Source organism: Terrabacter sp. R4-6 (assembly GCF_057529065.1).
Window position 1 is genome coordinate 3,290,307 of the sequence record NZ_CP197224.1, and the last position, 20,439, is coordinate 3,310,745.

Annotated in this window: 20 protein-coding genes; 17 read left to right on the forward strand and 3 right to left on the reverse strand. The window is 71.4% G+C overall.

All coding sequences use genetic code 11. The features are described from left to right. Positions 1-3: 3 nt before the first annotated feature. On the reverse strand, positions 4-963 hold the full coding sequence (locus ACSSS0_RS15405; protein WP_487228679.1) for a 1,4-dihydroxy-2-naphthoyl-CoA synthase: 960 nt from the start codon (positions 961-963) through the stop codon (positions 4-6). Positions 964-998: 35 nt separating this feature from the next. On the opposite strand from ACSSS0_RS15405, the gene ACSSS0_RS15410 reads away from it, so the two are divergent. From ACSSS0_RS15410 to ACSSS0_RS15425, 4 genes are all read left to right on the forward strand, one after another. Beyond that, positions 999-1,517: an NUDIX hydrolase gene (locus tag ACSSS0_RS15410; RefSeq protein WP_487228680.1), complete on the forward strand. Its 519-nt coding sequence runs from the start codon at positions 999-1,001 to the stop codon at positions 1,515-1,517. 132 nt (positions 1,518-1,649) lie between these two features. Next, complete coding sequence (locus ACSSS0_RS15415) at positions 1,650-1,898, forward strand: hypothetical protein (protein WP_487228681.1); 249 nt, start codon at positions 1,650-1,652, stop codon at positions 1,896-1,898. 175 nt (positions 1,899-2,073) lie between these two features. After that, on the forward strand, positions 2,074-3,075 hold the full coding sequence (locus ACSSS0_RS15420; protein ID WP_487228682.1) for an o-succinylbenzoate synthase: 1,002 nt from the start codon (positions 2,074-2,076) through the stop codon (positions 3,073-3,075). Further along, positions 3,072-3,836 carry a 3-keto-5-aminohexanoate cleavage protein gene (locus tag ACSSS0_RS15425; RefSeq protein WP_435987058.1) on the forward strand — a complete coding sequence of 255 codons (765 nt, stop codon included), beginning with the start codon at positions 3,072-3,074 and terminating at the stop codon, positions 3,834-3,836. The genes ACSSS0_RS15420 and ACSSS0_RS15425 overlap by 4 nt, the downstream gene beginning before the upstream one ends. A 19-nt stretch (positions 3,837-3,855) precedes the next feature. Here ACSSS0_RS15425 and menD read toward each other — a convergent pair whose 3' ends face one another. After that, a complete protein-coding gene (menD, locus tag ACSSS0_RS15430; RefSeq protein WP_487228683.1) occupies positions 3,856-5,730 on the reverse strand; it encodes a 2-succinyl-5-enolpyruvyl-6-hydroxy-3-cyclohexene-1-carboxylic-acid synthase in 1,875 nt (624 codons plus the stop codon). A 10-nt stretch (positions 5,731-5,740) separates the two neighbouring features. Further along, positions 5,741-7,036 carry an isochorismate synthase gene (locus ACSSS0_RS15435; RefSeq protein WP_487228684.1) on the reverse strand — a complete coding sequence of 432 codons (1,296 nt, stop codon included), beginning with the start codon at positions 7,034-7,036 and terminating at the stop codon, positions 5,741-5,743. A gap of 94 nt (positions 7,037-7,130) precedes the next feature. On the opposite strand from ACSSS0_RS15435, the gene ACSSS0_RS15440 reads away from it, so the two are divergent. The 13 genes from ACSSS0_RS15440 (at position 7,131) to nuoK (ending at position 20,438) form a co-directional block, all read left to right on the forward strand. Continuing rightward, positions 7,131-7,823: a demethylmenaquinone methyltransferase gene (locus ACSSS0_RS15440; protein WP_435987055.1), complete on the forward strand. Its 693-nt coding sequence runs from the start codon at positions 7,131-7,133 to the stop codon at positions 7,821-7,823. A 129-nt stretch (positions 7,824-7,952) separates the two neighbouring features. After that, positions 7,953-9,272: a geranylgeranyl reductase family protein gene (locus tag ACSSS0_RS15445; RefSeq protein WP_435987054.1), complete on the forward strand. Its 1,320-nt coding sequence runs from the start codon at positions 7,953-7,955 to the stop codon at positions 9,270-9,272. 136 nt (positions 9,273-9,408) lie between these two features. Next, entirely contained in the window at positions 9,409-9,768 is a 360-nt protein-coding gene (locus ACSSS0_RS15450; RefSeq protein WP_020145018.1) for an NADH-quinone oxidoreductase subunit A, read from the forward strand. Positions 9,769-9,846: 78 nt separating this feature from the next. After that, positions 9,847-10,401 carry a NuoB/complex I 20 kDa subunit family protein gene (locus ACSSS0_RS15455; protein WP_020145017.1) on the forward strand — a complete coding sequence of 185 codons (555 nt, stop codon included), beginning with the start codon at positions 9,847-9,849 and terminating at the stop codon, positions 10,399-10,401. Further along, positions 10,398-11,180: an NADH-quinone oxidoreductase subunit C gene (locus tag ACSSS0_RS15460; protein WP_487228685.1), complete on the forward strand. Its 783-nt coding sequence runs from the start codon at positions 10,398-10,400 to the stop codon at positions 11,178-11,180. The genes ACSSS0_RS15455 and ACSSS0_RS15460 overlap by 4 nt, the downstream gene beginning before the upstream one ends. Next, on the forward strand, positions 11,180-12,568 hold the full coding sequence (locus ACSSS0_RS15465) for an NADH-quinone oxidoreductase subunit D (protein WP_435987052.1): 1,389 nt from the start codon (positions 11,180-11,182) through the stop codon (positions 12,566-12,568). Before ACSSS0_RS15460 ends, ACSSS0_RS15465 begins: the two co-directional genes overlap by 1 nt. Continuing rightward, on the forward strand, positions 12,565-13,326 hold the full coding sequence (nuoE, locus tag ACSSS0_RS15470; protein ID WP_435987051.1) for an NADH-quinone oxidoreductase subunit NuoE: 762 nt from the start codon (positions 12,565-12,567) through the stop codon (positions 13,324-13,326). The genes ACSSS0_RS15465 and nuoE overlap by 4 nt, the downstream gene beginning before the upstream one ends. Continuing rightward, positions 13,323-14,666, forward strand: coding sequence for an NADH-quinone oxidoreductase subunit NuoF (nuoF, locus tag ACSSS0_RS15475; RefSeq protein ID WP_435987050.1), 1,344 nt, complete (start codon positions 13,323-13,325; stop codon positions 14,664-14,666). Before nuoE ends, nuoF begins: the two co-directional genes overlap by 4 nt. Beyond that, the gene (locus ACSSS0_RS15480; RefSeq protein WP_487228686.1) at positions 14,663-17,128 is read left to right on the forward strand and encodes an NADH-quinone oxidoreductase subunit G; all 2,466 of its coding nucleotides are present in this window, start codon (positions 14,663-14,665) and stop codon (positions 17,126-17,128) included. The genes nuoF and ACSSS0_RS15480 overlap by 4 nt, the downstream gene beginning before the upstream one ends. Next, complete coding sequence (gene nuoH, locus ACSSS0_RS15485; RefSeq protein WP_487228687.1) at positions 17,125-18,546, forward strand: NADH-quinone oxidoreductase subunit NuoH; 1,422 nt, start codon at positions 17,125-17,127, stop codon at positions 18,544-18,546. Before ACSSS0_RS15480 ends, nuoH begins: the two co-directional genes overlap by 4 nt. After that, positions 18,539-19,357, forward strand: a complete 819-nt coding sequence (gene nuoI / locus ACSSS0_RS15490; RefSeq protein WP_435987047.1) for an NADH-quinone oxidoreductase subunit NuoI — start codon at positions 18,539-18,541, stop codon at positions 19,355-19,357. Before nuoH ends, nuoI begins: the two co-directional genes overlap by 8 nt. Continuing rightward, positions 19,354-20,142, forward strand: coding sequence for an NADH-quinone oxidoreductase subunit J (locus ACSSS0_RS15495; RefSeq protein WP_435987046.1), 789 nt, complete (start codon positions 19,354-19,356; stop codon positions 20,140-20,142). The genes nuoI and ACSSS0_RS15495 overlap by 4 nt, the downstream gene beginning before the upstream one ends. Then, on the forward strand, positions 20,139-20,438 hold the full coding sequence (nuoK, locus tag ACSSS0_RS15500) for an NADH-quinone oxidoreductase subunit NuoK (RefSeq protein ID WP_020145008.1): 300 nt from the start codon (positions 20,139-20,141) through the stop codon (positions 20,436-20,438). The genes ACSSS0_RS15495 and nuoK overlap by 4 nt, the downstream gene beginning before the upstream one ends. Position 20,439: the final 1 nt, after the last annotated feature.

Here is a 20,439-nt window from a genome sequence, read left to right on the forward strand (position 1 = left end):
CGCTCAGAAGTACCAGGGGAACGGCGACCAGTCGGGCTCGCGCTTCTCGAGGAACTGGTCACGGCCCTCGACGGCCTCGTCGGTCATGTAGGCCAGGCGCGTCGCCTCGCCGGCGAAGACCTGCTGGCCCATGAGCCCGTCGTCGGTGAGGTTGAAGGCGAACTTGAGCATCCGCTGGGCCTGCGGGCTCTTGCCCATGACCTCGGTCGCGACCTGCAGGGCCTCTCGCTCGAGGTCGACGTGGTCGGCGACGATGTTGACGGCGCCCATCCGCTGCATGTCCTCGGCGGAGTAGGTCCGCCCGAGGAAGAAGATCTCGCGGGCGAACTTCTGCCCGACCATCTTGGCGAGGTAGGCGCTGCCGTAGCCGGCGTCGAAGGAGCCCACGTCGGCGTCGGTCTGCTTGAAGCGGGCGTGCTCGCGGCTCGCGATCGTCAGGTCGCACACGACGTGGAGCGAGTGCCCGCCGCCGGCCGCCCAGCCGTTCACGACGGCGATGACGACCTTGGGCATGGTGCGGATGAGCCGCTGCACCTCGAGGATGTGCAGCCGGCCTCCTTGGGCCTTCGTGCGCGCCGCGTCGACGGTGTCGGCCGTCTCGCCCTCGGCGTACTGGTAGCCGGAGCGGCCTCGGATGCGCTGGTCGCCTCCCGAGCAGAAGGCCCATTTGCCGTCCTTGGGGCTCGGGCCGTTGCCGGTGAGCAGGACGACGCCGACGTCAGGCGTCATGCGCGCGTGGTCGAGCGCGCGGTAGAGCTCGTCGACGGTGTGCGGGCGGAAGGCGTTGAGCACCTCGGGACGGTCGAACGCGATGCGCACGACCCCCGACTCGGCGTGCGGGCGACCGGCCACGGGCCGCCGCCGGTGGTAGGTGATGTCGGTGAGGTCGAAGCCCTCGACGGGCGCCCACTCGCTCGGGTCGAAGGTCTCGGACAAGGCGCTCTGGCTCGGCTCGCTGCTCACGGACCGACCTTATCGGCGGGGTTAGGGTCGGCCGTATGCCGATCCCTTCCTACGTCTCCCACCTACGCACCATGGTCGGCCGGGAGCTGCTGTGGATGCCCGGGGTCACGGCCGTCGTGCTGCGCGAGGTCGCGGACGGCGCCGACGAGGTGCTGCTCGTCAAGCGCTCGGACAACGGTGCGTGGACGCCGGTCACCGGCATCGTCGACCCGGGCGAGGACCCGCACGTCACCGCGGTCCGCGAGGTCGAGGAGGAGGCCTGCGTCGTCGCCGAGGTCGAACGGCTCGTGTGGGTCTCCGCGAGCGGCGTCGTGACCCACGTCACCGGCGACCTGGGGCAGTACCTCGACCACACCTTCCGCTGCCGCTGGGTCTCGGGGGAGCCCCGGCCGGGTGACGACGAGTCGACCGACGCGCGGTGGTTCCCGCTCGACGCCGTGCCCGACATGGCCGAGCGGCACCGCGAGCGCATCACCGTGGCCGTCGACAACCCGCGTGACGTCGTCCTCGGTCCGCTCGCCCACTCGGGTGAGCGCGCTGCCTCCGTCGAGTGAGCCCACCGCTCCACCGACGGAGGTGACATCTGTCAGGGGCAGGTGCTGACAGAGGGACGGGGTCGACGGGGGGACGCGCGCCTACGGTCGAGGAGACGGGGCAGACCGGCCCCACGGACCGAGGAGACCACCGTGTACTCACCCCGCAACCTGATGATCGCCGGAGTCGTGCTCATCGCCGTCGCGCTCGGGGCGTCGGGGCACGGCTTCTGGTGGCTCTTCGGGCTCCTCTGGGTGCTGCCGCACGCAGGCCGGCACGGCCACCACTGCGGCGGCGCCGGCCGGGCCTGGCGTGGCCGTGAGGAGACACCGGCGGCCGGGGCTCCGGTCGGCCGGCCCGACCCGACGCAGGACCGGCACGAGGCCTTCCCGGTCCGCTAGTCCGGCCTCGCGTCCGGGGCCGCGACTGCCCCGCCCGGTGACCGACGTCCCGGGCCCGGATGACTGCTCCGGTGTGCCGTGGCAGTCGTCCACTCGCAGGGTAGTCACGACCTCAAGGGGCAGTCGTCTCGCGGGGCAGCCGTCTCGTAGGCCAGCCGTCGGTGATGATGGGGGCATGACGCTGCCTCCTGCCGACGAGCTCCTCGCCGGCGCTCACGTCGTCGCGCTGCCGATGCGGGTGCGCTTCCGCGGCGTCGACGTCCGTGAGGCGCTGCTGGTCGAGGGTCCCTCCGGGTGGGGCGAGTTCAGCCCGTTCGTCGAGTACGCCGACGGCGAGTCCGCGCGCTGGCTGGCTGCCGCCCTCGAGGCCGCGTATGCCGTGTGGCCGGCCCCCGTGCGCGACGCCGTGCCCGTCAACGCGACCGTCCCTGCCGTCGGTCCCGACCGGGTGCCGGAGGTCCTGGCTCGCTTCGACGGGTGCACGACGGCGAAGGTCAAGGTCGCCGAGCGCGGCCAGACGCTCGACGACGACGTCGACCGGGTCGCCGCCGTACGGTCCACGATGGGGCCGTCCGCGCGGATCCGGGTCGACGCCAACGGCGGGTGGGACGTCGCGACGGCCACGGAGGCGCTGAGGCGGCTCACGGCATACGACCTCGAGTACGCCGAGCAGCCCTGTGCCAGCGTCGAGGAGCTCGTCGATCTGCGAACCGCCTTGGCGCGCAACGGGATCGACGTGCCCATCGCAGCCGACGAGTCGATCCGCAAGGCCGAGGACCCGATCCGAGTGGCGCGGCTCGGCGCTGCGGACCTCGTCGTCGTCAAGGTCGCGCCCCTGGGCGGGGTGGCGGCGGCTCTCGACGTCGTCGAGGCGTGCGGGCTCCCGGCCGTCGTGTCGTCCGCGCTCGACACGAGCGTCGGCATCGCCGCGGGAGTGGCGCTCGCGGCGGCGCTGCCGTCGCTCGACCACGCGTGCGGGCTCGGCACCGTGGGACTCTTCGAGCGCGACGTGTCGACGACGCCGTGGCGCCCGTCCGACGGCCTGCTGGCGACCGGCCGTGCCGTGCCCGAGCCGGAGGCGCTCGCCGAGCTCGCGGCCCCGCCGGACCGGCAGCAGTGGTGGCGTGACCGGCTCGTGCGCTGCCACGCCGTGCTCGCAGACGGAGGTGCCCGATGATCAAGGCCTGCCTCAACGGTGACCGCACCCGCGGCCAGCACCGCACGGTGCCGCAGACGCCCGACGAGCTCGCTCGCGCCGCGGCCGACGCGGTGGCGGCGGGCGCCTTCATGGTGCACGTGCACCCGCGGGACGAGTCCGGCCGCGAGACGCTCGAGACGCGGCACGTCGTCGACGCCGTCGTCGCGATCCGGGCCGCGACGCCCGGGCTGCGCGTCAGCGTCTCGACGCGCGACGGCATCGTCGACAGTGCTCGTCGCAAGCTCGCCCACGTGTCCGAGTGGCCCTCGCCCGACCTCGGAGGCCCTGACTGCGCAAGCGTCAACTGGCACGAGGAAGGCGCCGTGGACATCGCGGCAGCTCTGCGCGACAACGGATCCGGCGTCGAAGCGGGGATCTGGACGCCACAGGCGGCCAGTCGCTTCGTGGCGACGAGCTGGCCGTGGCAGGTCGAGCGAGTGCTCGTCGAGCTCATCCCGGGCGTGACCCCGGGCTCCGACGGGCCGTGGGCGGCCGAGCGCATCCTCGCGGCGCTCGGCATGTCGCCCGTGCCCGTCCTCGTGCACGGCGAGGGACAGTGGGCCTGGCGGGTGCTGCGCTGGGCGCAGGCCGCGGGCTACGACGTGCGCATCGGGCTCGAGGACACCCGCTACCTGCCCGACGGGCGGGAGGCGCGTGACAGTGCCGAGCTCGTCGCGGCGGCGCTGCGGTCCGAGCCGGGCACGCCGTCCCAGTGGCCCGTCCCCGACGCTCCGGGCTAGCCCTGGTGGCGGGTAGAGGTCAGCGGCGGTCGTCGCGGTGCGGCACGACCTGCTGCGCCAGGGAGCGCAGCCAGGCGGCCTCGGCCCGTCGGTCGGCGCGCGAGACGGGGACCTCGAGAACCCTTGTGCCGGAGGGGGTCTCGGCCAGCGCCTCGGCCAGCCGACCGAGGTCGTCGACGCGTTCGTATGCCGTGTGGTGCGCCGCGCACAGCGCCTGGAGGTCGGTGCCGTGCGGAGTCGCGAAGACGCGCTCGAAGGCACTCGCGTAACGGCGGTCGCCCTGCTCCAGGGTGCTGAAGATCGCGCCTCCGTCGTCGCTGAGGACGACGAACGTCAGGTCGGGTCGTCGCTGGCCCCGGCCCATGAGCAGGCCGTTCGTGTCGTGGAGGAAGGTCAGGTCGCCGAGGTAGGCGATGCTGCGTGCCGCGCGGGGACGACCGAGGGCGACGCCCACGGCCGTCGAGACCATGCCGTCGATGCCGGCGAGGCCGCGGTTGCCGACGACGAAGCGGTGCTCGAGCGGCGTCCACGGTGTCGCCATGACGTCGAGGTCCCGGACGGGGTTGGACGAGCCGACGACCAGGGTGGTGTCGGCCGCGACGGCAGCTCCCACGACGGCGGCGACGGAGAGCGGTGACAGGCCACCGTCCCCGGGTGCCCGTGATGGATCTCCTTCCGGCGCAACGAGTCCCGCGTCGATGAGCGCGCCGAGCCGCTGGTCGGCGTCACGCCAGGCGTGGAACCAGGACGGGTCGTCGGGTGCGTCGACCCGAGGCACGACGTCGAGCACGCGGGCCACCCGGCCCGGGTCGGTGGCCACGCCGTCTCGGCCGCGGACCGAGATGACGTCGAGGCCCGGGTCGCTGATGAGGCTCGTGACGGGGCGGGACAGGGTCGGGTGGCCGACGACGACGACACGCTCGACGTCGCCGCGCAGGTCGGTCGTGAGCAGCAGCCGTCCGGTGCGCAGGGCCTGCCGGCCGATCCTCGCCCCCGAGGTGGGCTCCGCGACGAGCGGCCAGTCCGCGGACTCGGCGAGCAGGCGCGCGGCCGGCCCCGCGTCGTCGCCGGCCACGACGACCGTCCGCGGACCCAGGGGCAGCACCTCGCCGTCGCTCGGGACCGACACCGACGGCTCGACGCCCCGTCCGGCCCGGTCCCCGCGCGCACCCTCCGCCGGGGCGGGGTTGTGGTGGGGTTCGGCTGCGGTTTCGCGTCGGAGGTCCGCCGGGGCGGGGTTGTGGTGGGGTTCGGCTGCGGTTTCGTGTCGGAGGTCCGCCGGGGCGGAGTTGGTGAGGTCGGCCGAGGCCAGGAGGGAGGGCGGGGCGGCGTCGTCCCCGGGGCGCTGCCACCACGTGTCGGGGTCGGCGTCCGATGGGAGCAGGTCGCCGTCGAGCTGGACGTTGAGCTGGGTCGGACCGCGACGCGAGCACGCCTGCGCCACAAGCCCGCCCAGATCATCGTCAGCGGTCGCTGCCGTCACGTCGTGACTCGTCGCGAAGCTGCCGAAGATGCCGGCCTGGTCGGTCGTCTGGTTGGCGCCCGTGCCCCGCAGGCGGTCGGGCCGGTCGGCGCTGACGACGACGACGCGGCGCCCCGTGTGGTGCGCCTCCATGACGGCGGGCAGCAGGTTGCCGACGGCCGTGCCCGACGTCGTGACGACCGCGACCGGACGTCTCGAGCCGGTGGCGAGCCCGAGAGCGAGGAAGCCCGCGGACCGCTCGTCGACGCGGACGTGCAGGCGCAGGTCACCGTCGCGGTCGGCGGCGTCGAGAGCCAGGGCGAACGGAGCCGACCGTGACCCCGGCGCGAGCACGACATCGCGCACGCCGCCGAGCCACAGCTGCTGGAGCACTCGCAGCGCGAGCTCCGGCGCACTCCGCCGACCGGTCACCGTCGCCTCGTCAGTCGCTCGCGAGCGCGTCGCGCATGGGGATGAGCTTGGCGTTGGACTCGGCCACCTCGGACTCGGGGTCGGACCCCGCGACGATGCCGCACCCGGCATACAGCGTGATCTGCGACGGGTTGCCGGCGTCGAAGGCGCCGCTGCGCAGGGCGATGCCCCACGCGCCGTCACCGCTCGCATCCATCCAGCCGACCGGCCCGGCATAGCGACCGCGGTCCATGTGCTCGAGCTCGCCGATCAGCTCGACCGCGCGCGCCGTCGGGGTGCCCCCCACGGCGGCCGACGGGTGCAGCGAGGCCGCGAGCGTCAGTGCCGACGCCTCGTCGGCGCTCACGGCGGCGACGTCGGTCGCGAGGTGCATGACGTTGGGCAGGTGCAGCACGAAGGGCGCCTCGGGAACGTTCATCGACGAGCAGTGCGGGGCGAGGGCCTCGGCGACCGAGCGCACGGCGTACTCGTGCTCCTCGAGGTCCTTCGACGAGCGGGCCAGCGAGGCCGCGAGCGCGAGGTCCTTGGCGTCGTCGCCGGTGCGGCGGATCGTGCCGGCGAGCACCCGTGAGGTGATGAGTCCCTGGTCGCGGCGCACGAGCAGCTCGGGCGTCGCGCCGACGAGACCGGCCACGGAGAAGACCCACGTGTTCTCGTAGCGCTCGGCGAGGCGACGCAGCAGCCAGCGCGGGTCGATGGGGCCGGACGCCGTCGCGACGAGGTCGCGGGCGAGGACGACCTTGTCGACCTCACCCACCCCGATGCGCTGCACGGCGTCGGCGACCGCATGGGCGTAGTCGGCGGGGGACACCTGGCCGTCGGCGAACGCGACGTCACGAGGGGGCTCGGGATCGCTTGCGACAGAGGGCTTCTCGAGCAGCGTGAGCTGTGGGTCGAGGGAGACGGTCGTGAGCCACGTCTGGCCGTCACGACGACCGACGATCGTCGACGGCACGACGAGCCGGGCCGCCTCGGCGGAGTCCGAGGCGAAGGGGAAGGAGCCGAAGCACACGAGACCCGTGCCGGGGCGGCCGACCTCGTCGCGCACGACGGCGTGCCGGGAGACCTCCCGCCACCAGGCCTCGGCCTCGCGGAAGCGGTCCTCGCCGTGCGCCTCGAAGGTCAGCGCCGACCCCCAGCCCACGAGGCCCTCGCCGCGGCGCACCCACGACAGCAGCTCGTCGTGGGGGAGGTCGGCCGGAAGGTAGGCCAGCAGGGGGTCCGCGGCCTCGAGGGGCACCGTGCGGACGACGACCGTCGGTCCCGCGGCGGGGGACGGCGCTTCGGGGGCGGGAAGCGTGGACATCGGTGGCAACTCTACGGCCGAACCCCGGCCACCCTGCCCGCGTGGTCGCCGGTGCGACCCAACCCACACCTGCCGTGGGTGCGAGGATGAGCGCATGACCCGTGCGCAGCTGGACAAGAAGCCGGTCGACGTCGCGTCGATGTTCGACACCGTCGCCGAGAAGTACGACGTGACCAACGACGTGCTCTCGCTCGGCCAGGACCGGCTGTGGCGCCGGGCCGTCGTCAAGGCCGTCGACGCCAAGCCGGGGGAGCGCATCCTCGACATCGCGGCCGGCACCGGCACCTCGAGCGAGCCGTGGGCCAACCAGGAGATCGAGGTCGTCCCCGCCGACTTCTCGCTCGGCATGCTGCGGGTCGGTCGCCGCCGTCGCCCCGACATGGCCTTCACGGCCGCCGACGCGATGAGCCTCCCGTTCGCCGACGAGAGCTTCGACGTCGTGACGATGAGCTTCGGGCTGCGCAACGTCGCCGACGCCGAGACGGCGCTGCGCGAGTTCCTCCGCGTCACCAAGCCCGGCGGCCGCCTCCTCGTCTGCGAGTTCAGCCAGCCGGTCAACAAGGTCTTCCGCACCGTCTACTCGAACTACCTCATGCGTGCGCTGCCGCCCGTCGCCCGGCGCACGTCGAGCAACCCCGACTCCTACGTCTACCTCGCCGAGTCGATCCGGGCCTGGCCGCCGCAGGGCGAGCTCGCCCGCGTCGTCGAGGCGGCCGGCTGGCAGCAGGTCGGCTGGACCAACCTCACCGGCGGCGTCGTCGCGCTCCACCACGGGACGAAGCGCTGACGCTCTCCTGACGGTGGGGTTGTCGAGAGTTAGGCATGCCTTATCTGACAAGCGCGAAATCGCGGGAATAGACTCCCGAAGTTAGTTCGTGAAGATCTTCACAAGCGGTTCGGAAGCGTGCAGGGAGACATGACCAGTTCGAGCGTCGCGCCCAGCCCCTCGGGGTCTGGTGCTGCACCCGTCGAGCGGGCCGACGTCATCGTCGTCGGCGCCGGTCCGGGTGGCAGCGCGACGGCGGCCTACCTCGCCGACCACGGTCTCGACGTCGTCCTCCTGGAGAAGTCGGCCTTCCCCCGCGACAAGATCTGCGGCGACGGCCTGACCCCGCGGGCGACGAAGGAGCTCATCTCCCTCGGCGTCGACACGACGGGCTGGCAGCGCACCAAGGGCCTGCGCATCAAGGGCGGCGGTCACACGCTGCAGCTCGACTGGCCCGAGTCCGACGCCTTCCCGGGCTACGGCATGGTCCGCACGCGCGCCCAGCTCGACGAGGCCCTGGCCCGGCACGCCGAGAGCCGCGGAGCGCTCCTGCACGAGCGCACGAGCGTCTCCGCCCCCGTGCGCGACTCCGCGGGCCGCGTCAGCGGCGTCACGGCCAAGCGCCTCGACGACAGCGGCAGGGCCACGGGTGAGACCGTCACCTACCGTGCCCCCGTCGTCGTCGCCAGCGACGGCGTCTCGAGCCGCCTCGCCACCGCCGTCGGCCGGCCCAAGCGCGAGGACCGCGTCATGGGCGTCGCCGTCCGCGCCTACTACACGACACCGAAGCGCGACGACTACCTCGAGAGCCACCTCGAGCTGTGGAGCCGTGACGACGCGGGCAACCGCATTCTCATGCCCGGCTACGGCTGGCTCTTCCCGCTCGAGGACGGCCGCACCAACGTCGGCCTCGGCACCCTCGACACGACCTCGGCCTTCCAGAAGACCGACTACAAGGACGTCATGCGTCGGTGGGTCGAGGACATCAATCCCGAGTGGCAGCTCGAGCACGACGAGTCGGCCGGGCCGATCCGCGGCGCCGCGCTGCCGATGGGCTTCAACCGCACGCCGCTCTACGCCGACGGCCTGCTCCTCGTCGGCGACTCCGGCGGCATGGTCAACCCCTTCAACGGCGAGGGCATCGACTACGCCCTCGAGGCCGCGCGCCTCGGTGCCGAGCTCGTCGCCCAGGCCATGGCGCGCCCGAGCGACGCGGCGCGCGAGAGGGTGCTGGCGGCATACCCCAAGGTCATGAAGGACGAGCTGGGCGGCTACTTCACGCTCGGTCGCTGGTTCGCCCACGCCATCGGCAACCCCGAGGTGATGCGGCTCGCGACGAAGTACGGCCTGCCCCGCACCAAGCTCATGCCGCTGCTGCTCAAGATCATGGCCAACCTCGCCGACCCCACGAGCAAGGGCGCGAGCGACCGCCTCATCACCACCCTCTCGCGACTGGCTCCGAGCGCATGAGCCACCCGCCTGTCGGCGCCATTGTGACGCCGAGCACAATCGATGCCGACGCCCCTAGGATGGGTGCGCCGCGCACCTGCGCCCCTGCAGCCCATGCTTTGCACGTCAAGCACGACCGAAAGGCACGTGACCTCGGATGAACTCCTACGTCCCGATCCTGTTCATGCTGGGGCTCGGCTTCGCGTTCGCCGCGCTGTCGGTCTTCACCTCGCTCGTCGTCGGGCCCAAGCGCTACAACCGCGCCAAGCTCGAGGCGTACGAGTGCGGCATCCAGCCGACGCCGCAGGCGGCCGGCGGTGGCCGCGTGCCGATCAAGTACTACCTGACGGCGATGCTCTTCATCATCTTCGACATCGAGTCCGTCTTCCTCTACCCGTTCGCGGTGGCCTTCAACAAGCTCGGCCTCTTCGCGCTGGTCGAGATGGTCCTGTTCATCCTCACGGTGTTCGTCGCGTACGCCTACGTCTGGCGTCGCGGCGGCCTCGAGTGGGACTGACACCAGGTGACCACGTGAGCACCCGCAGCAGCGGGTACGCGTCCACCGGGTTCGTCAGGAAAGGTTAAGGAGTAAGCAATGGGTCTCGAAGAGAAGCTCCCAGCCGGGTTCCTGCTCTCGACCGTCGAGGGTCTCGCCGGCTACATGCGCAAGGCCTCGATCTGGCCGGCCACCTTCGGCCTCGCGTGCTGCGCCATCGAGATGATGGCCGTGGGCACGCCCGACTACGACATCGCCCGGTTCGGCATGGAGCGCTTCTCGGCGACCCCGCGCCAGGCCGACCTCATGATCGTGGCCGGACGCGTCAGCCAGAAGATGGCTCCCGTCGTGCGCCAGGTCTACGACCAGATGCCCAACCCCAAGTGGGTCATCTCGATGGGTGTCTGCGCCAGCTCGGGCGGCATGTTCAACAACTACGCGATCGTCCAGGGCGTCGACCACATCATCCCGGTCGACATCTACCTGCCCGGCTGCCCGCCCCGCCCGCAGATGCTGCTCAACGCGATCATCGAGCTGCACCACCAGATCGAGACCTCGCCGCTCGGCGTCAACCGCGAGGAGGCGGCCAAGGCCGCCGAGGCCGCTGCCCTCTCCGCCACGCCGACGCACCAGATGAAGGGTCTCCTCGCATGAGCGACGGCGAGAAGAAGGACGACACGAACGCCGTGAACGCCGACACGACCAAGGACCAGGCCTCGGGCCTGACGCCGCGTGAGATCGAGCTGGCCCAGACGGGCGGCGCGTCGGAGCCCGAGGTCGTCGGCGTCCGCCACGGCATGTTCGGGGCGACCCAGGGCGCCGACACGACCGGCTACTCCGGCCTCGTCCGCCCGATCCTCGTCGCCGGCGCCTCCGCGCGGCCCTACGGCAGCTACTTCGACGAGATCGCCGACAACCTCGAGCGCGGCCTCGTCGGGGGCACCGCCTCCTACGCGGAGGCCGTCGACCGCGTCGTCGTCGACCGGGGCGAGATGACGATCCACGTCCGCCGCGAGCACCTGCTGGCCGTGGCCCGCGTGCTGCGCGACGACGCGTCGCTGCGCTTCGAGATCGTCACCGGCGTCTCGGGCGTGCACTACCCGAACCGCACCGGTGAGGAGCTGCACGCGGTCTACCACTTCCTGTCGATCACCCACGGCGGCCGGCGGGTCCGCGTCGAGGTCTCGTGCCCCGATGACGACCGCCACATCCCGTCGATCGTCTCCGTCTACCCGGCCAACGACTGGCACGAGCGCGAGACGTGGGACATGTTCGGCATCGAGTTCGACGGCCACCCGGCCCTCACCCGAATCCTCATGCCCGACGACTGGCCGGGCCACCCTCAGCGGAAGGACTACCCCCTCGGCGGCATCCCCGTCGAGTACAAGGGCGCCACCATCCCGCCGCCGGACCAGCGGAGGTCGTACAACTGATGAGCACGCACACCGAGTTCACCCAGACCGAGGTGCCGGAGCCCGGCGCCAACGACGTCTACGCCACGTCCGTGGCCGACGAGCAGGCCAGCGAGGGCGCTCACGTCTTCAACGCCGCCGGCGGCGACTGGAACGACCTCGTCGACGAGGCCACCTCGCTCGGCGAGGAGCGCATCGTCGTCAACATGGGGCCGCAGCACCCGTCGACGCACGGCGTGCTCCGCCTCATCCTCGAGATCGACGGCGAGACGGTGACCGAGGCCCGCGCGGGCATCGGCTACCTCCACACCGGCATCGAGAAGAACATGGAGTACCGCACCTGGGTGCAGGGCGTCACGTTCTGCACGCGCATGGACTACCTCACGCCCATGTTCCAGGAGGCGGCCTACTGCCTCGCCATCGAGAAGCTGCTCGGCATCACCGACGACATCCCCGAGCGCGCCAACGTCATCCGCGTCCTCATGATGGAGATGACGCGCATCAGCAGCCACCTCATCTGCCTCGGCACCGGTGGCATGGAGATGGGCGCGACGACGGTCATGACCGTCGCCTTCCGTGAGCGCGAGCGCCTGCTCCGCGTCATCGAGATGATCACCGGCCTGCGCATGAACAACGCCTACGTCCGCCCCGGCGGTGTCGCGCAGGACCTGCCGCCCGGCGCCATCGACGCGCTGCGCGAGATGGTTCCCGAGGTGCGTCGCGGTCTCGGCGAGCTCGAGGCGCTGCTCAACGAGAACCCCATCCTCAAGGGCCGAACGGTCGACGTCGGCGTGCTCAACCTGGCCGGCTGCATGGCGCTCGGCATCACCGGCCCGGTGCTCCGCTCGACCGGCCTGCCGCACGACCTGCGCAAGCTCGACCCGTACTGCGGCTACGAGACCTACGACTTCGAGGTCAAGACCCGCACGAGCCAGGACGCCTACGGCCGCCTGCGCATCCGCATCGACGAGATGTACGAGTCGCTCAAGATCATCGAGCAGGCCACCGACCGCCTCCAGGCGAACGAGGGCCCGGTCATGGTGGCTGACAAGAAGATCGCCTGGCCGGCGCAGCTCGCGCTGGGCAGCGACGGTCTCGGCAACAGCCTCGACCACATCCGCGAGATCATGGGCACCTCGATGGAGTCGCTGATCCACCACTTCAAGCTCGTCACCGAGGGCTTCCGCGTCCCGGCCGGCCAGGCGTACGTCGCCGTCGAGTCGCCGAAGGGCGAGCTCGGCTGCCACATCGTCTCCGACGGCGGCACGCGCCCCTACCGCGCGCACTTCCGCGACCCGAGCTTCAACAACCTGCAGGCCGTGGCCGCGATGTGCGAAGGCAGCCAGATCGCCGACGTCATCGTCGCCGTGGCCTCGATCGACCCCGTCATGGGAGGTGTGGACCGTTGAGCGGTCACGACGCTTCAGGCCACCTGCACGTCAGCCCCGAGTCCAAGGCGCCGTATGCCGCCGACGTGCTCGAGCGGCTGCACGTCGACGCCGCCGAGGTCATCTCGCGCTACCCGCAGAAGCGCTCGGCGCTGCTGCCGCTGCTGCACCTCGTGCAGTCGGTCGACGGCTACGTCACCGGCCGCGGCGTGACCTTCTGCGCGGAGGTGCTCGACCTCACCGAGGCCGAGGTGAGCGGTGTCGCCACCTTCTACACGCAGTACAAGCGCCACCCCAACGGTGACTACACCGTCGGCGTCTGCACCAACACGCTGTGCGCCGTGATGGGCGGGGACCTGATCTTCGACCGGCTCTCCGAGCACCTCGGCGTCGGTCACGACGAGACGACCGAGGACGGCAAGATCACCCTCGAGCGCGTCGAGTGCAACGCCGCGTGCGACTACGCACCCGTCGTCATGGCCAACTGGGAGTTCTTCGACAACCAGACGCCCGAGAGCACGATCGGACTCGTCGAGGACCTCCGCGCCGGCAAGGACGTCGCCCCGACGCGCGGCGCCGCCAAGGTCTGCACGTTCAAGGAGGTCTCGCGGGTCCTCGCGGGGTTCGAGGACGGCCGCGCCGACGAGGGCGTGGGCGCCGGACCGGCGTCCCTGCTCGGTCTCAAGATCGCCAACGACCGCGGCTGGGTCGCCCCTGGTGCCAACAGCAGCAACGGCTCGCACTCGTCGCAGGCCGACGGGAAGGACGGATCGAAGTGACCGACACCCTGACCCCGATCCTCACGAAGTTCTGGGACGACCCGCAGTCCTGGACCCTCGCGACCTACGAGCGCCACGACGGCTACAAGGCCCTCACCAAGGCGCTCGACATGGAGCCGCAGGCGATCATCGACGCCGTCAAGGACTCCAGCATCCGTGGCCGTGGTGGCGCCGGCTTCCCGACCGGCATGAAGTGGTCGTTCATGGCGCCGCCCGACGGAGGCCCGCGCTACCTCGTCGTCAACGCCGACGAGTCCGAGCCGGGCACGTGCAAGGACGTGCCGCTCATGATGGCCAACCCGCACGCGCTCATCGAGGGGGTGGCCATCTCCTCGTACGCCATCGGCTGCGAGCACGCGTTCATCTACCTCCGTGGTGAGGTCGTCCACGTCTACCGCCGCCTCCTGCGCGCCGTCGAGGAGGCCCGTGCCGCGGGCTACCTCGGCGACAACGTCGGCGGCAAGGGCGTCAAGGTCGAGATCACCGTGCACGCCGGCGCCGGCGCCTACATCTGTGGCGAGGAGACCGCGCTGCTCGACTCGCTCGAGGGCCGTCGCGGCCAGCCGCGCCTCAAGCCGCCGTTCCCCGGCGCCGCGGGACTCTACGCCCGCCCGACGTCGGTCAACAACGTCGAGTCCATCGCCTCGGTGCCCGGGATCATCCTCGAGGGCTCCGACTGGTTCAAGGGCATGGGCACCGAGAAGTCCACGGGCTTCGGCATCTTCAGCCTCTCGGGCCACGTCGCCAACCCGGGCCAGTTCGAGGCCCCGCTCGGCATCACGATGCGCGAGCTCATCGACCTCGCCGGCGGCATGCGCGGCGGCAAGAAGCTGAAGTTCTGGACCCCCGGAGGCAGCTCGACGCCGATCTTCACCGACGAGCACCTCGACGTGCCGCTCGACTTCGACTCGGTCGCCGCGGCCGGCTCGATGCTCGGCACGCGCGCCCTGCAGGTCTTCGACGAGACCGTCTCGGTCGTGCGCGCCGTCGCGCGCTGGACCGACTTCTACGCCCACGAGTCCTGCGGCAAGTGCACGCCGTGCCGCGAGGGCACGTGGTGGCTGCGCCAGATCATGAACCGCATCGAGGCGGGCCAGGGCACGCAGGACGACATCGACAAGCTCGTCGACATCTGCGACAACATCCTCGGCCGCAGCTTCTGCGCCCTCGGTGACGCGGCCACGAGCCCGATCACCTCGGCCGTGCAGTACTTCCGCGAGGAGTTCGAGGCCGGCATGCACACGCCGGCCCACGAGCTCTTCCCGCCCGAGAAGTCGGTCCTCTTCGACGTCCAGCCACAGGTCCAGACCAAGGAGTCCAGCGGGATGGTGTCCGCATGACCGCCACGACGGAGACGAAGGCGCCCGCGGCGCCCGACCACGTCAGCCTGACGATCGACGGCGTGCCCGTCAGCGTGCCCAAGGGCACGCTCGTCATCCGCGCCGCCGAGACGATCGGCGTCGAGATCCCGCGCTTCTGCGACCACCCGCTGCTCGACCCCGTCGGGGCGTGCCGGCAGTGCCTCGTCGACGTCGCGATGCCCGACCGCGAGGGCAACGTCCGCCCCATGCCGAAGCCGCAGGCGTCGTGCACGATGACGGTGTCCGAGGGCATGGTCGTCAACACGCAGGCCACGTCCAAGGTCGCCGACAAGGCGCAGCAGGGCGTCATGGAGCTGCTCCTCATCAACCACCCGCTCGACTGCCCGGTCTGCGACAAGGGCGGCGAGTGCCCCCTGCAGAACCAGGCGATGAGCGCCGGCCGTCCGGTGTCGCGCTTCGAGGACGTCAAGCGCACCTACCCCAAGCCGGTCAACATCTCCTCGCAGGTCCTGCTCGACCGCGAGCGCTGCGTGCTCTGTGCCCGCTGCACCCGCTTCTCCGACCAGGTCGCCGGTGACCCGTTCATCGCCCTCGTCGAGCGCGGCGCGCTCCAGCAGATCGGCATCTACGAGGACAAGCCGTTCGAGAGCTACTTCTCGGGCAACACCGTCCAGATCTGCCCGGTCGGCGCGCTGACCGGTGCCGCCTACCGCTTCCGCAGCCGTCCGTTCGACCTCGTGTCGACGCCGTCGGTCTGCGAGCACTGCGCGAGCGGCTGCGCGATCCGCACCGACCACCGACGCGGCGTCGTGCTGCGTCGGATGGCGGCCGAGGACCAGGCCGTCAACGAGGAGTGGAACTGCGACAAGGGCCGCTGGGCGTTCACCTACGCCACGCTGCCCGACCGCGTCGAGCTGCCGATGGTGCGCGACGCCGACGGCGAGCTGCAGGTCGTCGGCTGGCCCGAGGCCCTCGCCGCAGCGGCGGCCGGCCTCGCCGGCACGAAGGCCGGCGTGCTCGTCGGTGGCCGCGTGTCCGCCGAGGACGCGTACGCCTACGGCAAGTTCGCCCGTGTGGTGCTCGGCACCAACGACGTCGACTTCCGTGCGCGACCGCACTCGGCCGAGGAGGTCGCCTTCCTCGCCGAGCACGTCGCCGCCACGGGACCCGATGGCGGCGCCGTCACGTATGCCGACCTCGAGGCCGCCAAGGCCGTCCTGCTCGTGGGCTTCGAGCCCGAGGACGAGAGCCCGATCGTCTTCCTGCGCCTGCGCAAGGCGTTCCGCAAGCACCAGACGCAGGTGTATGCCGTCGCGTCCCACCCGACGCGCGGCCTGACCAAGGTGGGCGGCACGCTGCTGCCGACCGTCCCGGGCCACGAGGCCTCGGCGCTGGCCGACCTCGGCTCGACCGAGCTCGGCGCGAAGGCCCGCGAGGCTCTCGGAGCCGGCGGCGTCGTGCTCGTCGGTGAGCGCCTCGCCACCTCGCCCGGTGCGCTGCGCGCCGCGGCCGACCTCGCTGCCGCCACCGGTGCCCGCCTCGCGTGGGTGCCGCGCCGGGCGGGGGAGCGCGGTGCCCTCGAGGCGGGTGCGCTCGGTGCGCTCCTGCCCGGTGGACGTCCGGTCGCCGACGCCGCGGCCCGCGCCGAGGTCGCCCGCGTCTGGGACGTCGACCAGGTCCCGGCCACCCCGGCCCGCGACACGGCCGGCATCGTCGCGGCCGCTGCCGCCGGCGACATCGGTGCCCTCGTCGTCGGTGGCGTCGACCCGTCCGACCTCGGTGACCCGGCCGCCGCCGCGGCGCTCGAGAAGGCGTTCGTCGTCTCGCTCGAGCTGCGCGAGTCGCCCGTCACGGCCGTCGCCGACGTCGTCCTGCCCGTCGCCTCGCAGTCCGAGAAGACCGGCACCTACGTCAACTGGGAGGGTCGCGTCCGCGCCTTCGAGGAGGCCCTCGAGACCAACGCGGTCAGCGACCACCGCGCCCTCGACATGCTCGCGAGCGAGATGGGCGTCTTCCTCGAGACCCGCACCCAGCGCGAGATCCACGCGCAGTTCGAGGCCCTCGGGCCGTGGGGCGGCGCCCGTGCCACGAGCGCCCCCGACGGCCAGCGCGTCGCGACGGCCCCCGACGGCGGCGGCGACTTCGTCCTGTCGAGCTGGGCCACGCTCCTCGACGCCGGCAGGATGCAGGACGGAGAGCCGTTCCTCGCCGGCACTGCGCCGCTCGCCGTGGCCCGCCTGTCCGAGGCCTCGGCCGCCGGGCTCGGGCTCGCCGAGGGCGACCACGTCACGGTCTCCGGCCCGGCCGGCAGCGTCACGCTGCCCGCGGTCGTCACCGAGGGCATGGTCGACGGCGTCGTCTGGGTCCCGACCAACTCGCGCTCGACCAGCACCTCGGCCAACCAGGACTGCTCGATCCGTTCGGGCCTCGGCACCGACGCCGGTGGCCGCGTCCACGTCACGAAGGGTGGTGCGGCATGAGCCTCGGCCTGACCGCATACGGGGTGGCAGCAACGCTGCCCATGTCCGAGAACCCCACGGCCGACTTCAGCGACACCCCGTGGTGGGTGGCCCTGATCAAGGCCGTCGGCATCTTCGTCTACCTGCTCATCTCGACGCTGCTCGTCATCTGGTTCGAGCGTCGCGTCATCGGCCGCATGCAGCAGCGCCCGGGCCCGAACCGCAACGGTCCCTTCGGTCTGCTCCAGACCCTCGCCGACGGCATGAAGTCGATGCTCAAGGAAGACATCACGCCGGCCAACGCCGAGAAGCTCATCTACACGCTCGCGCCGCTCATCGCCGCGACGATGGCGTTCGTGTCGTTCGCCATCATCCCGGTCGGCGGCACCGTCTGGATGTTCGGCCACGAGACGCCGCTGCAGGTGACCGACGTCCCCGTCGCCGTGCTGCTCGTGCTCGCCGTCGCGTCGGTCGGCGTCTACGGCATCATCCTCGCCGGGTGGAGCTCCGGCTCGACCTACCCGCTGCTCGGTGGCCTGCGCTCGACCGCCCAGGTCATCAGCTATGAGATCGCCATGGGCCTCTCGCTCGTCGCGATCTTCCTCTACAGCGGGTCGATGTCGACCTCGGCGATCGTCTCGGCCCAGAGCTCGCTCTGGTACATCCTCCCGGCGTTCTTCAGCTTCGCCGTCTACGTCATCACCATGGTCGGGGAGACCAACCGTCTGCCCTTCGACCTCGCCGAGGGCGAGGGCGAGCTGACCGGTGGCTTCCACACCGAGTACTCCTCGATGCGCTTCGCGATGTTCTTCCTCGGCGAGTACGTCAACATGTTCACCGTCGCGGCCCTGGCCACCACGCTCTTCCTCGGTGGCTGGCAGGCCCCGCCGCTCATCTCGGCGATCAACGACAACATGTTCGGCGGCGGCTGGTGGGGCCTGCTGTGGTTCACCGTCAAGCTGTGGATGTTCATGTTCGTCTTCGTCTGGCTGCGTGGCTCGCTCCCGCGCGTCCGCTACGACCAGTTCATGCGCTTCGGCTGGAAGTTCCTCATCCCGATCACCCTGGCCTGGGTCGTGGCCGTCGCTTTCATCCGCGGCGCGCAGCTCGGCTTCCTCGGTGACAGCAAGCTGACCTTCGCCGGCCGTGAGCTGTCCGTCGCGACCGTCGTCATCGTCAGCATCGTCGCCGTCATCGCCCTCGCCGCGGCGTGGATCTGGGACGACAAGCGGGCCGCCAAGGCCGCTGCCGAGGACGTGACCCCGCCCGAGGAGATCGACCCCTTCGAGGACGGCTACCCCGTCCCGCCGCTGCCGGGTCAGCGACTCAACGAGCCGACCGGGGCGAGCCACCGGCTGGCCGCGTCGCGCGAGCCCGTGCTCACGACCGCCGGCACCTCGAGCACCTCGACCGCCGTCAAGGAGGAGGACCATGGCTGACGACACCGTCGGCAAGGACGTGTCGCCCCAGAGCCCCGGAAGCACCACGGGCTCGGAGGTCGGCGCGCCACGCGACCAGCGATCCGGCAAGGACGAGCGCGAGAAGGGCTTCCTGTCCGAGCTCTTCGCGCCCGTGGCCGGTTTCGGGGTGTCGTTCTCCACGATGTTCCGCAAGGTCGCGACCGAGGAGTACCCCGAGAAGCCGCGCCCCACGGCGCCGCGCTTCCACGGCCGCCACCAGCTCAACCGCTACCCGGACGGCCTCGAGAAGTGCATCGGCTGCGAGCTGTGCGCCTGGGCCTGCCCGGCCGACGCGATCCTCGTCGAGGGTGCCGACAACGACGACACCCCGCTCGACCAGGGTGGCAAGGGTCGCTTCAGCCCCGGTGAGCGCTACGGCCGCGTCTACCAGATCAACTACCTGCGCTGCATCTTCTGCGGCCTGTGCATCGAGGCGTGCCCGACCCGCGCGCTGACGATGACGAACTTCTACGAGCTCGCCGACAACGACCGCGGCAAGCTGATCTTCACCAAGGACCAGCTGCTGGCGCCGCTGCAGAGCGGCATGCTGCCGCCGCCCCACCCGATGGCCGACGGGCTCGAGGAGCGCGACTACTACCAGGGCAAGGTCAGCGAGCCGACCGCCGCGCAGCGCGCTTACGTCGAGGCCCGCGACGCCCGCGACGCGGACGACGACGACGCGTATGCCGGCGGGCCCGGCAACGTCGGGGCCGCGGTGCCCGGTGAGCACGACGTCGTTCACGTGACGCACCCGACCGCACCCCAGACCAGGGAAGGGGCCAACCCGTGACCTCCACCGCCGAAGCCGTCGGCTTCTGGCTGCTCGCCCCGATCGCGGTCATCGCCGCGCTGGGGCTGCTCTTCGCCAAGAAGGCCGTCCACGCCGCCCTCGGCATGGCGCTCGTCATGGTGATCCTCGGGATCTTCTACATCATGCAGAAGGCCGACTTCCTCGGGATCGTGCAGGTGTTCGTCTACACCGGCGCCGTGATGATGCTCTTCCTCTTCGTCCTCATGCTCGTCGGCGTCGACTCCTCCGACTCGATCGTCGAGACGATCAAGGGCCAGCGCTGGGCGTCCCTGCTCCTCGTCGTCGGGCTCGCCGGCATCCTCGTCTTCTCGCTGGGCCGTGTGGTCATGGACGAGCAGACCGTGCAGACCGGCATGGACAAGCTCGTCTCGACGAACGCCGAGACCGGCAACGTGACCGGGATCGCCGAGCTGATCTTCGGCCAGTACGTCTGGATCTTCGAGGTCACGTCCGCGCTGCTCATCACGGCCGCCCTCGGCGCCATGGTGCTCGCGCACCGCGAGCGCCTGACGCCGCGCATCACGCAGGCCGAGTGGGCCGCCAAGCGCGTCCGCGACAACAAGAACGTCGCGGGCCTGCCGGCGCCCGGTGTCTACGCCCGCCACAACGCGGTCGACACCCCGGCGCTGCTGCCCGACGGCACGCCGAGCGACCTGTCCGTCTCGCGTGTCCTCGTGGCGCGTGACCAGGTCGCGACCACCGACGGCTTCAAGGACGTCGAGCGCCACATGGAGCGCGAGATCGAGGAAGGTCGGTCCAAGTGAGCCCGATGCACTACGTCTACCTCTCGGTGCTGCTCTTCGCCATCGGCGCGGCAGCCGTGCTGGTGCGACGCAACGCGATCATCGTCTTCATGGGCGTCGAGCTCATGCTCAACGCGACGAACCTCGCCCTCGTCACCTTCTCCCGGATGCACGGCGCCCTCGACGGGCAGGTCATGGCCCTGTTCGTCATGGTCGTCGCAGCCGCGGAGGTCGTCGTGGGACTCGCCATCATCATGGCGATCTTCCGCGCCCGCCGCTCGGCCTCGGTCGACGACGCCAACCTACTGAAGCTGTAAG